General features: G+C 37.2%; 8 protein-coding genes. 1 reads left to right on the top strand and 7 read right to left on the bottom strand.

The features are described 5' to 3' along the window. Positions 1-96: 96 nt before the first annotated feature. The 7 genes from KIK00_RS13475 to KIK00_RS13445 form a co-directional block, all read right to left on the bottom strand. On the bottom strand, positions 97-897 hold the full coding sequence (locus KIK00_RS13475) for a WxL protein host-binding domain-containing protein (RefSeq protein ID WP_255812896.1): 801 nt from the start codon (positions 895-897) through the stop codon (positions 97-99). 104 nt (positions 898-1,001) lie between these two features. After that, complete coding sequence (locus KIK00_RS13470; protein WP_255812895.1) at positions 1,002-1,580, bottom strand: hypothetical protein; 579 nt, start codon at positions 1,578-1,580, stop codon at positions 1,002-1,004. A 174-nt stretch (positions 1,581-1,754) separates the two neighbouring features. Further along, the gene (locus tag KIK00_RS13465; protein ID WP_255812894.1) at positions 1,755-4,100 is read right to left on the bottom strand and encodes a phosphocholine-specific phospholipase C; all 2,346 of its coding nucleotides are present in this window, start codon (positions 4,098-4,100) and stop codon (positions 1,755-1,757) included. 83 nt (positions 4,101-4,183) lie between these two features. Beyond that, on the bottom strand, positions 4,184-5,704 hold the full coding sequence (locus tag KIK00_RS13460; RefSeq protein ID WP_255812893.1) for a SusD/RagB family nutrient-binding outer membrane lipoprotein: 1,521 nt from the start codon (positions 5,702-5,704) through the stop codon (positions 4,184-4,186). Positions 5,705-5,722: 18 nt separating this feature from the next. Beyond that, positions 5,723-8,881 (bottom strand): SusC/RagA family TonB-linked outer membrane protein, encoded by a 3,159-nt coding sequence (locus KIK00_RS13455; RefSeq protein ID WP_255812892.1) that lies wholly within the window; start codon positions 8,879-8,881, stop codon positions 5,723-5,725. Between the two features lie 332 nt (positions 8,882-9,213). Continuing rightward, positions 9,214-10,818, bottom strand: a complete 1,605-nt coding sequence (locus KIK00_RS13450; RefSeq protein WP_255812891.1) for a hypothetical protein — start codon at positions 10,816-10,818, stop codon at positions 9,214-9,216. Positions 10,819-10,968: 150 nt separating this feature from the next. Then, positions 10,969-11,757, bottom strand: coding sequence for an SDR family oxidoreductase (locus KIK00_RS13445; protein ID WP_255812890.1), 789 nt, complete (start codon positions 11,755-11,757; stop codon positions 10,969-10,971). 399 nt (positions 11,758-12,156) lie between these two features. On the opposite strand from KIK00_RS13445, the gene KIK00_RS13440 reads away from it, so the two are divergent. Continuing rightward, positions 12,157-15,045, top strand: a complete 2,889-nt coding sequence (locus KIK00_RS13440; protein WP_255812889.1) for a TonB-dependent receptor — start codon at positions 12,157-12,159, stop codon at positions 15,043-15,045. Positions 15,046-15,057 lie beyond the last annotated feature (12 nt).

Here is a 15,057-nt window from a genome sequence, read left to right as displayed (position 1 = left end):
AATATACTATCTTTTTTACTGGACAATCGATTAGATTGCTGTTGAGAAAAAATAAATATCGGGAATAATAATATGATAATAAATAAAGTCCAAGTTCTAATCATTTTTTACTTCTAATTCCACATTGAGTGCAAATGCATTCTCCTCTTCATCCGTAGCTATTATGGCCGCTTTGTATTTGTCGGGCGGGATTTTACTGATATCTATGTAAAATGTTTTGGAGGTACCAGGCAGCAGTCCCATCGTTAGACTTGAATAAGTTCCTACTTTTTCACCTGTTTTACGGTTATAGATTTCAATGGCTGTTGTTGGCTTGCAATAAAGATTACCATTATTGGCTATAGCAATCTTTACAGTTTGCTTTCCCTCCTGTTTTTCCACTTTTACACTTTCAAACTTAAGGTCCGGTTTGGCCTTTTCTGTTTCAAAATCTGTAATGACCTGAATAGCGTATCGTATAACAGAAGTGATGTTCACTCCCGGCTTATTGTCGTTGGGCTTAATATCCTCTACCGGCTCTACAATAATGACACTCCAATAGCTTCCGGAATCTCTGGCTTGATTGGGAACTGTAATTTCATAAAAGACCTCTGTCTTTTCCTTGCCTTTAAGGGTGATCAAATTGGTATTGAGTTTAATCCATTCTCCATTGGTCCGTTTATTTGTATGCAAAGCAGAATAATTGATCGTTCCGTCAGCATGATAAGCAAAGTCCTGTAAAAACAATTTTACACTTTGAGGATTATTGCTTGTGTTTTCAATGGCCACTTTTCCCTTGTAAACCTTTCCGTTTTCAATTTTGTAAGAATGCGTAAGTCCGTTGAGAATCACAATACCCGCATGTAAAAAGCTGAATTGCAAAATCAGAGTGATCAAGAGAAGGATACGCTTTATCATTATATAAAGTTTGGAGTTAAATCATTAGTAATACAAAAACAGGAAGAAACTGAATAACAACTTCTTCTTGTTTTTGAGACACAAAATAAAATTTCAATTAAATTCTAATTGTCTGATATCGTATAAGTAACGGTTGCTACAGTAGTTGCAGTTGCCTGTAAATCTGCATAAGCTGCTACTCCGCCAGGACCGCTTCCTGCAGCAAGTGCATAAGTAAGGTTGTGGCCATTATTGGCACCATTACCTGTATAAGCACTTCCGATTCCCGAAATAATAGTTTGGTCAGCTGCACTTAATGTCAACAGACCTGCAGATGTTCCTAGTGTACCTGCTCCGGATCCGGTTGCAGCAGCTGCAGTTACATGAAGATCAACTCCGGGAATGATAGCATTCATTTTTACACTTACATTACGGGTAGGGTCTGCAACAGATTTGATAGATGAATAATTAAGCCACAAAGTAGTGTTAGATGTTGCCGGGATGATTGGATTTCCTGCTTCTGTAGGTGCTGTAAAACCAAGGGTAAGGTTTTTTGTAGCAGCTGGCTCAATATCTACCAAGGCAACTTCAGGAATAGAAATTGTGACTGTATGATTGTCTGTATTGGTATCCTGCGCACTCAGATTTGCAGATAGAGAAAGCGCAAATAAAGACATTGCAATAGTTAAATTTAGTTTTTTCATGATGCTGATAATTAGTTAAGTGAATATAACAAAATTCAGCACATTGTGAAAAAAATATATAATAATTTTTATATTGGTGCTTATTTGCACATTGTAATGCATTATAAGTGAAAAATAACTCAAAAAAATCCCGTACGTATGAGTACAGGATTTCATCATTATTTTAAGCGCTTTCTAAGCCCAATGTGGATCAGAAACAGAAACCTTTCCAGTCTCTACTCTTCCGGCAAAATGCCACAGATGATCATTAAACGTTAATATCAAATCATACCAACCTTTATTCTTATCAAGGTCGATAATGATTTTTTCTTCCGGCTTTTGTACTGTGATTGCCTTTTGAGTTTTTCCGTATAAATCTTCCAAATGGATGGAAGCCTTTTTGTTTTTATGAGTTCTGATGATCAGTTCCACCTGATTTTTTGAAGTCATATTTACCAAAATCACTTCCAGATCAGGAATATTATTCCCTTTGAACTTCCTGAAAAAGCCATTGGGCCCAAAAATTTCGTAATCATAAGCTCCGGAATTTACAGTATGTGTTAACTCTTGTTTTGAATATAAGGCATATGAAAAATGATAATGAATACTATTGAATTGAGTCCTGTCATAGATTAACAATGGAACTCCATTCTCTTTTAAATTAGCCATTTTAATCTGTTCACCCTCTAAATTGACATCGAAATGATACGGCAGTGGATTCGAAGGTTTCAATCCTCTTTCCTGGATCTCAAGTAAATTACCATTAAGTTCATTTTCAGAATACCATTTCAGATCCGGAACAGGTTTGTTTTTAGCTGCATTAATGGTCTTAGCATAATCTTTTTGATTCAGATAATCCATCTTTGGAGCTTTTACACTGGAAGAATTGAAAGCAGAAGTAAGGTCTCCGCATACTGCTCTTCTCCAGTCACTGATATTGTCAACATGAACATCTTTCTTATATTTTTTCATGATGAATTTCTCCAGAAACTGCAGTACAGAAGTGTGATCCGATACCTCGGAATTTACAAAACCTCCTTTTGTCCAAGGGGAAGCAATAATCATCGGGACTCTGTAACCCAACCCAACGGTTCCTTCAATTTTTTCATAATTTTTTAAAGAAGGATCAGACATATATTCCTGGGATTGATCTACGTATTCCACACCTTCTTTTCCGTTCATATCAACAGGCTGGCTGGGATTTACAGGCGGGGCAAAAGGCAGTACGTGATCAAAATATCCATCGTTTTCATCATAATTGATGATAAATATTGTTTTCTTCCAAGTTTCAGGATCTTTGGTTAGAATATTCAGAACTTCAGAGATATACCAGGCTCCATACCATGGTGATCCCGGGTGGTCTGAGAAATGCTCAGGAGCTACCAGCCACGAAACCAGCGGAAGTTTTTTCTCTTCAACGTCTTTTCGGAACTGGAACAGGACGTCACCTTCCGGAACAACCAGTCTTTCTCCGTTTTCATCCTTTCCGATTTCCAGTTTCCAGTAATCAGGATCATTGGAGTTGGTGGTGAAGGCTTTTTCGTGAAGGTTTTTTTCTTCTTTTGAAAGTTTTGAATAATTGTCAGGATGATATTTCACCTGATCTTCCTGAACTTCAGCCATCATGGCTTCCAGCTTTTCTTTCTGTTTAGGATTTTTTTCAATTTCCTGTTTCAGATACGCTATGATATTAGGAATATTCTGATAATAGCCTTTTGAAAATTTAACATTGAACTTTGAAAACCATTCAATAGGGTTATCAGTGAAATTACTTAACCAGGCTTCTTGCTCTCCGGACATTCCTTTTGGAAGACTGATTTCGTTCTGATAAATTTTCCATGAAACATTCTGCTGTTCTAAAATTTCCGGGAAACTTTTCCATTTTGCCTGTCTCGCTTTATCATAATCAATGTTTTCATTCACAACATTGGCCTTTACTTTTCCGTTTTGCTGTTCCCTCAAGGTTCCGGACCAAAGGAATAACCTGTTGGGAGTAGTCCCGGTAAGTGAAGAGCAGAAATACTGATCAAATATGGTAAATGCATCTGCCAGCTGATAATAAAACGGAAGGTCTTCACGGTTATAATACCCTAATGTAAGCGGAATATTTTTATAATCTTTATTTCCTGAAGCTTTAGCCTGAAGCCATTGGTCGTATTTTCCCTTGTTCAGTGCTTTTTGCTGATCTGCCCATGAATGAGGCAGCGAGCTCATCCAGGTTGATTTGGTATTTCTTAAATCCAGGCGGGCAGGAGATGCATATTTCCCTTCGTCATTTTTTTGGAAGAAAACGGAATGTCCATCCTGTTTTACAAAAGCTCTTTTATCCAAAAAGCCTCTTACTCCTTTAAGAGCACCAAAGGCATGGTCAAACGAACGGTTCTCCTGCATCAGGATTACCACATGCTCTGCATCATAAAATGTAGACTGGGCAGCCGGATCAATGGCTAAAGCTTTCAAAATAGAAGGATGCAGAACACTTGATGTACCTAATCCAGCTAATAAAAGACTTGATTTCTCTAAAAATTCTCTTCTGTTCATGTTCAATCGTAATAAGAAAGAAACCGCAAGTTAATAGGATTTTCCTGCGATTTCTTTGTTTTTATATAAAAATAATCAGATTTCTATTGTAACCACCAAGGTTTGGAGTTGATATTGTCATTTCCTCCATACTGAGCTGCCAGAGCAGCTTTTAAATTATTACTGTTATAGCTGTATTCCGATTGCGGATATCTGAATCTGAAAGGAGCTGCTACCCCAGCTTTTAGAGGATAGTTGGGATATCCTGTTCTTAAATAGTCATAATATGAAGTCCATTGTGCCTGGTGGAACATGGTCATGTATTTTTGAGTCATGATTTTTTCCAGTTGTGTCTGTAAAGGATCAGCATTATTATAAACAACCAAAGGCGTTGCCAGATACTGATTCACATCAAATCCTGAGAAATATTGTCCCTGATTTTTTACGTAGGTCTGATAAAAACTGAAACTTGCCTTGATAGCATTATCATAATGGGTTTTTGCAGATCCGGAAATCCAGCCTCTTGCAGCAGCTTCGGCAAGGATAAACTCCAGTTCAGAGTAGCTCAATACAGAAGCAGGCTCATTGGTAGGATCTTTATAAAAACGATCGTTTACTTTAGAGATATTCTTAGCTGTGATCAGAGCCGCATTATCAGAGTAAGGAGAAGTAGGATTTCCTCCGTTATAAGCTGTAAAATCGGTGATGGCTTTTCCTGCTTCTTTTGCACCTGTAGTCTGTGCTGCAAAAGTGAACAAACGAGGATCATGTCTGTCTTTGAACATATTAATGAAATAATCCGCCATATACAGACTCGAACCATATCCGCTGTTATTAAACATGCTGTATCTGCTGTCTGCAGCGTCGGCAAACTTAAGCTCACCGTTATCCGCAATTGAAGTCATCAAAGACTGGCTTCCCGCAATAGAAGCAAACTCTGTAGCAATATTGTAACTTCCTACTGTAGTTTTCTTAGACAAAGTGATCAGAATTTTCAGTCGGAATGAGTTGATCAGCTTTTTCCACTTTAAAGCATCTCCGTTATAAACAATATCGCCTTCAATTTTGTCATTGGTATTGATAAGATCATTTGCTTCCTTTAATTCTGATAAAATTCCGGCCATAACCACATCCTGACTATCATATTTAGGTTGTGTAATCCCAGATTCACCCTTTGCTGCTTCAGAATATGGAGCACTTCCTACTTTTAAGCTGATATTGAAGAAATGATAAGCTCTTAAAAACTTTCCAATGGCCAAATAGTTTTTATTTCCTCTTTTCTCTGCTTCCTGCATCATTTTTCCTGTATTCAGGAGCCCTTTTGTATACACTTCAAAAGAAGCATCGTTCCATTTCATATACTGGTATGAATTCTCACCATCGGTACCAATCATCATTCTTGAAGCATACATATTATCACCATTTACCTGGAATGTATATTTTTCAACGTAAGTCAGGAGGTTTTTAGGATCAATGCTGGCCTGGTCATTAGGGTTTTCATTGATAGTATCAAGGCTGGTTTCACATGAAGCCAATGTCAGAAGTCCTGCCGCAAATATAGATTTCATCAACCACTTTGCCGTTTTACCTTTTTGACCTTTCACTTTATTGATATTATTTTTCATTGTTGACGTACTTTTTAGTTAAAACTTAAGATTAAACCCGATTCCGAACCATCTGCTTGACGGATCCTGGATATCATTAGCGATATCTCCACTTCTTCCTGATCTGATCTGGAAATCAGGATCGGAGTAAAGGTTCTTTGATTTTTTCCACATTGCCAGATTATAGGCAGAAATATTGGCGGTGAAACCTTTCACCATTCCTTTCGGATTAAGCAGAGAAGAAAAATCATATTCCAATACTACAGATCTCAGCTTGATGAAAGTTCTGTCGAAAACGTTGGCAAACTCTTCACTTTCATCCTGCGTTACCCTTGCCTGATATGGATAATTCTGTGCCCAGTCCTGGAAGCTGATCGCTTTGGTGTGTGGAGTATAAAGGCCCGTAGAAGGATTGTAATTAACTCCATCTGGTACAAAATAATATGTTCCCGGATTTGCATATTCAAGATCTCTGTACGCTACAGAATTAGGATGTTTTCCTCCCCACCACATCTTTTCAACAACCTGCGACCTCATCACACCTCCAATGCTTCCATCGATTCCTATGTTTAAAGAGAACTTTTTGTATTTAAAAGTGTTGTTGAAACCAAAAGTCCAGTCCGGATTGAAATGTCCCAAGTTGCTTGGAGTGTTGGCTCTTGTTGGCATTCCTGAATTAGCATCAAGAATTACTTTTCCGTCCGGAGATTTTTGCCATGTGTAGTCATAATAGCTGTCCATTCTTTCACCCAACTTAATGTTTTGATAGTTGGGCATATTATCATAAATGGAAGTTAGTTTTTGTTCATAAGTACTCCAGTTGATCAAAGTTTTCCAACTGAAATCGGCCGTTTTTACCGGAACCAAACCAAGAGAAACTTCAAATCCTTTGGTGGTGTATTCATTTCCGTTTACATATTGTGACGTGAATCCTGATGATTCTGCCGCTGGAAACTGAAGAATATTATTATAATCAAGTGTTCTGAAATAAGTAGCATCTAAAGTAATCCTGTTGTTAAGGAAACCGGCACTTAATCCTAGCTCGTAAGATTTTGTCTGCTCAGGTTTCAGAGAGTTTTCTACATTCAGAGTGGTAGGATAATAGTATGTAGGATTTCCATTGAAAGTGATTCCCTGGTTATTCAGATAATAATTTCTGATGGAATAAGGCTGGAAATCATACGCCACTTTAGCCCATGAAGCAGAAAGCTTCAACATATTGATAGACTCAGGTAATTTTACCAGGTTTGAAATAACGGCACTGATGGAGGCAGAAGGATAGAAGTAAGATCTGTTAGCCTTAGGAAGGGTGGAAGACCAGTCATTACGACCTGAAATATTGATGAAGAAAGCATTGTACAAGCCGATATCAATTGTTGAATAGGCACTATAAATCAATTTTTCCTTCAGGTAGGTGTAATTTTTAAGCGCTCCGATAGAGTTTTCAAATGTGTACACTTCAGGAATTCTCAGTCCATCCGTAGATCTTTCATTGTTATTGTTTTTGAAATAAAAAGCTGAACCTCCGGCATTGATGGTGAAATCAAAGTTTTCAGATATCTTTTTCTTGTAAGTAGCCAGAACATCATAGTTAAGATTCCATGTTTTATTATCTTTCAGAATATATCCACCACTTCTTGGCGCGCTGTAATTGAAATAAGAATAAGGACTTAATATTTCCGTTTTGCTGTGGTTTTCCACGAGGGATATTTTTCCCTTTACCGAAAGATCCTGGGTAGCTTTATATTCTAATCCTGTCTGAGCATTGATGATATTCGTTCTGTTCTGATTTTTATAATACTCAGCTCCGAACCATGGGTTGTTGTACCAGGCATAGTTCCAGTTGGCCTGTGCTCTTCCTTCCTGTCCGGGAATCCACATATGATTTTTCAGGGCTTTTCCGTCTACATCGCCTCCCATCCAGATCAGGATGGTATACATATGTCCGCTTGGGTTGTAATCATAGTTAGGAATATTAGGCGTAAAAGCCTGATTGAAATTGAATTTCGTATTAAAGATTAATTTATCTCCCAGGTGGTTTTCAGACGAAAAGTTGAGCCCATATTTCTGAAGATAAGAATTCGGAACCCGGTCATCATAATTCATGAAATTTCCGGAGAATCTGTATATATCTTTATTATCTCTGTAGCTGATCGCAAAATTATTATTATTGATCACTGCAGGCTTTAAGAACGTGCTTAAGTTATCGTGGTATTGCCAGTCAATCGGAACTCTTTCATATCTTGATTTATTATCGTATTGAGTCCCAGTTACTGCTCCATACCATGGAACTACCTGTCCTGTTACTTTATCTCTGATAGGGCTGTTCCATTGGGCAATTTGTAAACCAGGAACGAATTTTGGTCCCCAGATCATATCTCCGTCATTTACACCACCATCGGCTCCGTCCCAGAATTCATATTTTCCATGTGAACCGTTTCCGTATTCAGTCTGTGTTTTCGGAAGATTGGTAAATCCTGCCGTAATCATGGTGTTCTGGGAAAACTCTACAGAGAATCCTTTCTTCTTAGCTGTTTTTGTTGTAATCAAAACGGCTCCGTAACGGCCTCTGGAACCATACAGTGCAGAAGCGGTGGCACCTTTCAGTACGTTGATATTCTCAATATTGTTTGGATCTAAATTCTGAAAAACTTCCTTTTCTACAATTACTCCGTCAATCACAAAAACCACATTGGAATTTCCTCTCAAGGTAAATTGTGGTGCCTGCTGCATTCCTGTTGGATTGGAAACATTCAGACCCGCAACTTGTCCAGAGAATAAATTACCAATACTCGGTGTTGTGATGGTTTCAAACTGTTTGGTTCCCACTTCCTGAGTGGAATAACCGATTTTTTCTTTCTTCTTGGCAATACCTAATGCGGTAATGACAACGCCTTCAATCTGCTTTTCGTTTGGTTTTTTTAAGACAACGGAATACTGTTTTTTTGAAGAAACCTCAACGGTATAAACAGAAAAATCAGGAGCAAAAAACTCAAGAATGTCTTTCGGGTTTGCAGAAATGGTAAAATTACCATATTCATCTGTAGTAGCAGTCTTTCCTGTATTTTTGTCGGTAATGTTTACACCGGAAACACTAGAACCGTTTTCTGATTTTACATTACCGGAAATATTGATCTCTTGTGCGGAAAAATATAGAGGAAGTAAAAAAACGGCAAAAGTAGCTAGAGTCTTCTTCATTTTTTTGAAGGCAAATTTAGCAGAGCACTGTTACCAGTATTTTAATGAAGTATTAAAATAAAAATACGATTTTAATATTTTTTAACAAGAAGAATTAATAGAAAAGTAAAGTGGAAAATGTCCTTTATATAGAAACTTTTGCTTTATTATATAGATATTAATATAAGGTAGGAAGCTGGGAGAGGGAGGCTGGAAGTTATTGTGGTGTTGTCACCTTCTTGAAATCTGCAGTAATAAATTTTTGAAGAAAAGTTTTCGTTTTATGAAAGAAACAGCTTGTGAAACCTAGACTCCGATAATTTCGATCTTCAGCTTCCCTCTTCCTTTCTTTTTTAGAACCTGCTAAGGATTCCCCAGTGAATTTTTGTATCATTAAACTTAAAAGGATTTCCAAATTCATTACCATTAGACAGCTGAAAGCTCATCAGACCAATCGGAATAAAGAAGTTAAAACCGAATCCTACACTATAAAGTTTGGGCCTTACATTTAAGGATTTATTATTGAGCTGCCCATATTGCCCGAAGACGTCGAAGAATGCCTGATTACCGATCAGATACCGGTATTCCAGACTTCCATAATAATAAAAGTCAGCGGCAAGAGACTTTTCATTGAATCCCCGCATGGAGTTCCAGCCTCCGAAACGGTATAATTCATTGGTGGTGAACTCTATTTTAGAATCCATCATGGCACCTTCTCCCTTAATATTCAGGAAGTGATTCCCTGAGATATGGTAATTGTGTTCCCCAAAGAAGTAAAACTGGTTTTGATTGGCTTTGATATTATCTTTGGAATAGGTGGTTGTTAAAAAATCATACCCCGCATTGATTCTTGTCTTATAAAGGAAAAGATCAATATCAGTGGGTTCTGTCATTTCATACCATATCCCGATCCCTTTTTTGTTATAATCTTTCCCCTGAACGTATAAGGTATCAATAATAGTAGAGGATTCCAGGGTTGCTCTCAAACCTATTTTATTTCGGTTGTTGATATGATAATAAAAGGCAGGCAGGAATTTTACATTGGCAAACGTAGAATCCTGACGGTAGATATTTACCTTTGTGTCCATTCCTACATTCGATTTGAACAGATATGGAATATCCACCCTAAGATCAAAAGTCTGTCCTTTATCCGGGTTTCTCTGCCAGTATAAATTGACGGTTTCAAAGCCATTGAACATATTTCTGAAATTGACATTCATTGTTCCGTTTAATGTAAACTTGGAGGTTTTATCATTTCCGAAACCGACTACCCCATCAAAAGTATTCGTCTTTTTCTTTTCCAGAAACAGGTAAATGCTTGTAGAGTCTTTTGTAAATAAAGTTTGTGGCTGCCGTTCGAGAGTCAGAAAAGGATGACTCTGAAATGTTTTATTGATGGCTATAAGATTTTTGTCATCATAGTTTTTGCCTTTAAATTCCTTTTCAAGATTTTTGATGAATCTTTTAGGAACTTTTTCATATCCTTTAACGACGAAATTATTGATCGTTCTTTTATCGTTCTTGTTAATGTCAAGCTCTACAATTGGGTAGCCGTTTTTCTGTCCCTTGTATTTGGATTTGATTCTGCTGAAAGAATACCCGTCATCAATATAAGTTTTGTTGATGCTTTTCTTGGTAGAATCTAAGTTTTTAGTGAAAAAATCTTTCTGAATCTTTAGCTTCTGGACAAGTGAATCGGTCAGGTTTACATAAGTTTCATTAAAATTTTTGCCTTTATCAAAGAAAATTTCTGTGCTGTCACCCTTTACTTTTACATCCTTAAGTTTGGTAAAGAAATAATTATTCTGAGCTAATGAATCCAGGAATTTTACGGCAGAAGTGGAATCTTTTACTTTTTTTCTAATCTTAGTTTCCGTATCAATAAGCCAATACTGCTTTTTCTGCGCTTGTGTAAAAACGCAGAACAGTACAAAAAATATTTTCAGAAACAGTTTCAATCCCAAATATATCTACACCATAGGTAGCGAAGAAATTAAGTATAATTAAGATAAAACCTAAAGCGAAGCTTATCTTAATGATTCTTTACAACTTAATTCTTCTTAATGGCTTAAAATTTTATTATCAAATAGCTTTCTATACAACTGAAACTAATCCAGTTTATTATATTTCTTCATCAAATTCTCGTAAGTTCCCTGCGGAAGAATCCATTTCAAAGGAACCCCAATTTTCTGCCCGAATTTACCAAAATAATAATGAGCTTTCCATTTATTTTTTGCTAAAAGTTTTTCAATGTATTCTGCTACTTCCAAGGGATCTGTTCCGTCATTCACATGAGAATTCATCAGAGCATATACTTTGTCAAAAACATTTTTATACGGCTGGGATACCTGTGCTATAACTCTGTTTTCTGCAATATTGGTTTTAATGTCTCCCAAGTGGAGAGAACACACCTCAATGTTCCATGGGTATACTTCGTACCTCATTGCTTCTGTTACTTTGTCCAGCGCAGACTTTGAAGCAGAATAAAATCCGCGGAAAGGCAGACCCATTTCACTTCCGATACTGGAAACGTTGATAATTTTTCCAAATTTGTACTCACGCATTTTCGGAAGAATTGCGCTCATCATCTGTACAGGTCCGGCAAGATTAAGGCTGAAAAGCTTTAAAATATCTTCTTTCGTAGAATCTTCCACTGCTCCTACCATTCCCATTCCGGCATTATTAATCAGAATATCAATTCTGGTTTCTGTTTTCAATACTTCCGCTATGGCATTCTGAACGGCTGTGTTATCGGTAACATCAGTCGGAATAGATCTGAAATACTGACTTTCTGTATGTTTTCGGCTCAAGCCATATACTTTATGCCCCTTTTTACCAAAATACTCGGCCAATACAAACCCGATTCCTGATGAGGTTCCTGTTATAATGATGGTCATTGAATTCGTATGATTTTTATTGTTTTTTAGTTTTCTTCTGATATCAGTCCGGGTGTTTTTAAAGGTCTGTTTTCAAAAGTAAAATCTATTTTCAGCAAATGTAAAAAAAGAAAAATGAACTCAGTTATTTATTATTCCTGAAATAATCTTTAGTGATTTCTTCATCTATTGTCCTGGTGTGATAATAAACTTAAAATAAAGTTAATCTCAATTCTGCATCCAATATCAGGGGAATGATTACTTTTAATTACTTATGTTATTGTAAAACAGTGTTTTAATTATATTGTGTGGTAGATGGTATCTTAAAAAAGCTAAAATTTCTTAATAAAAACATAAGAAAACCTTAATGAGGTGTGGGAGCTTACTGATCTAATTTTGCACCTAATCAAAAAGGATATCATGAATGTATTTAAAATCCCTGTCTCAGTAACTTATTTAACGGGTAGGGTATTACTTATTGGTGCAATATCAGCTTCACCGATGTTCCTCGCTCAGAAAAAAGACAGCTTAAAAGAAAAATCCATCGACGAGATTGTTGTTGTTGGATACGGAACACAGAAAAAAAGTAAAGTTTCCGGCGCGGTTTCGGAGGCTTCACTGGATAAACTTACTTCCAGATCATTGTCTGGAGTAGGAGAAGTTCTTCAGGGTAAAGCTCCCGGAGTAACTGTAGTGAATGAAGGTGGAGATCCTAACGGAGCACCTAAGGTAAATATTCGTGGTCTGGGAGGAATCAACGGAGAAACTCCTCTTTATGTAGTAGACGGGGTGGTTTTCAACGGAACACCATCTATTAATCCAAACGATATACAGGATATCTCTGTGCTTAAAGATGCTTCTGCAGCAATTTACGGAGCAAGATCTTCCGGAGGAGTTATCCTAATTACCACTAAAAAGGGAAAAAAAGGAAATCTTACAGTAGATTTTGATGTGAAATACGGTGTTAACCAGGCATGGAGGCTAAAAGAATCTCTGAATGCAGCGGAATTTCAGGATGTAATGTACAAAGCATATGAAAATGCCGGGAAACTGGGAAGTTTACCCATAGCTTTTAATCCTACTCAATATCCGGATGGTAGAATTACCAGAACAGACTGGATGAAAGAAATTTTCAGAACAGGAACTATTCAGGAATATAATGTTAATTTAAGTGGAGGAAGCGAGAAGTCCAGATATTTTGTGGGAATGAACCATAGAAACCTGGAAGGGATCTTACTGAATACGCAGGCAAAGCGATACAATTTCAGAGTTAATTCTGAACATAAAGTAAAAGACTGGTTAACGATCGGAGAAAATATGTATTATAATTACTCTGACGGAAATACAGCTGATACAAAAAGCGGTTATACGGGAGCTTTGGTAGCTGCCATGTATTATCCGCCTAATGTTCCGGTATATACTCCTAATGGTGCATTTTCAGGACTGCCGATTGATGTGGCAGGAGGTTATGGAGATATGATCAACCCGGTAGCTTATCTTAAAAGAATCAGTATCAGAAATCCTACTCATGAGATACTGATCAATCCATATGCGGAAATTACACTGGCAAAAGATTTAAAATTCCGTTCCAATTTCTCGCAGACCTTTAAACTGGGGGATGTAAAAAACTTTACCTATAGGGTTTTGGAAGTCGGAAAAATTTTTGATACCAATAATTTGGAATATCAATCCAATAATTCATCTACAGCACTTGCAGAACAATTGTTGACCTATAAAATTTCAGCAGGACAGCATAATTTTGATTTCCTGGGAGGTTTTACTTTCCAGAAGACAATTGATGATGGTTTCGTAGCAAAGGCCTATGATTTCAGAAGTGAAGCAGAGGTTTTCCAACATCTTCAGAATGCGGCCGATACTAATAAAGATGTTTCCAGTTACAGATTCCAGCAATCTTTGGTTTCTTATCTGGCGAGAGTAAACTACGACTATGCCGGAAAGTATATCGTAAGCTTATTGGGAAGACGTGATGGCTCTTCGCTGGTAGCAAAGCAAAACAGATTTGCGAACTATTATGCGGTTTCTGGTGCATGGGTAGTTTCGAAAGAAAACTTTATGAAGGATATTTCATGGCTGTCAAGTCTGAAATTAAGAGGCAGTTATGGTATTCTGGGTAACCTTGGAGGGATTTCACCACAGGCTGTGAATCCGTTAATGACCAGAGATAATAATGTGATTTTCGGTCAGGATCCTTCTCAGAATATTGCTTATTATGCTACCACACGTCCGAACCCGGATCTGAAATGGGGTAAGTCTGAGCAAACTAACTTTGGGGTAGATGCTTCATTCCTTCACAACAGCCTTTCCTTACAATTCGATTACTTTGTGAAGAATTCTAAAGATCAGATTTTCAACGTAAGCTTGCCAAGTACGGCAACGTATAATAATCAGTATGTGAATGCTGGATTATTCCAGGATAAAGGATATGAATTGGGAATCAATTACAACAAAGTGGTTTCAGGTGATTTCACTTTCTCAGTAGGAGCTACCATGAGTCAACTAAAAAACACGGTGAAGCAGCTTGCTAATGTAGATGAGATTTTTATTAATGATAACGGAGTACGAGGAGTATTGAAACCTACCCGTGTGAAAGTAGGTGATCCTCTGTATTCTTTCTATGGTTATAAGACTGGCGGAATTTTCCAGACTCAGGAAGAAATCAACAATTATAAAGATGCCAACGGAAATCTTATCCAGCCGAATGCTAAGCCAGGAGATATAAAATTCCTGAAAAAAGAAGGAAATACCGGAGTGCTTAATAATAATGACTTCGTCAATCTTGGAAGTCCTTACCCTAAGTTCTCTTATGGATTCTCTTACAATATGACCTGGAAAAATTTTGATCTGAATCTATTCTTCCAGGGAGTATATGGAAATAAAATTTTCAACGGGATGAAATTTATTTCTTTTAACCCAGGTGGAACAGGGCAGAACTACAACATGGATAAAGATATCCTGAATGCATGGACTCCTCAGAATACCAATACAGATATTCCAAGACTGGTACATGGTGACCCGAGCGGTAATTATTCCAAAGTATCAGATTTCTATGTGGAAGACGGATCTTATCTAAGACTGAAGAACCTTACCATTGGTTATTCATTACCAAAAGAACTGTACAGCAAGCTGGATGTAAATAAGGTGAGAATCTATATGACTTCCAATAACCTTTTTACGATTACAAAATATACAGGATTTGATCCTGAAGTAGGAATGAATTCGTACGGAGTAGATACCGGAAGATATCCTCAGGCACGCTCATTCATCTTTGGGGTGGAGATCGGATTATAATTTTTAACCAAC

The sequence above is a fragment of the Chryseobacterium sp. MA9 genome (assembly GCF_024399315.1).
GTDB lineage: Bacteria > Bacteroidota > Bacteroidia > Flavobacteriales > Weeksellaceae > Chryseobacterium.
This window is presented reverse-complemented; position numbering and strand designations above follow the sequence as displayed.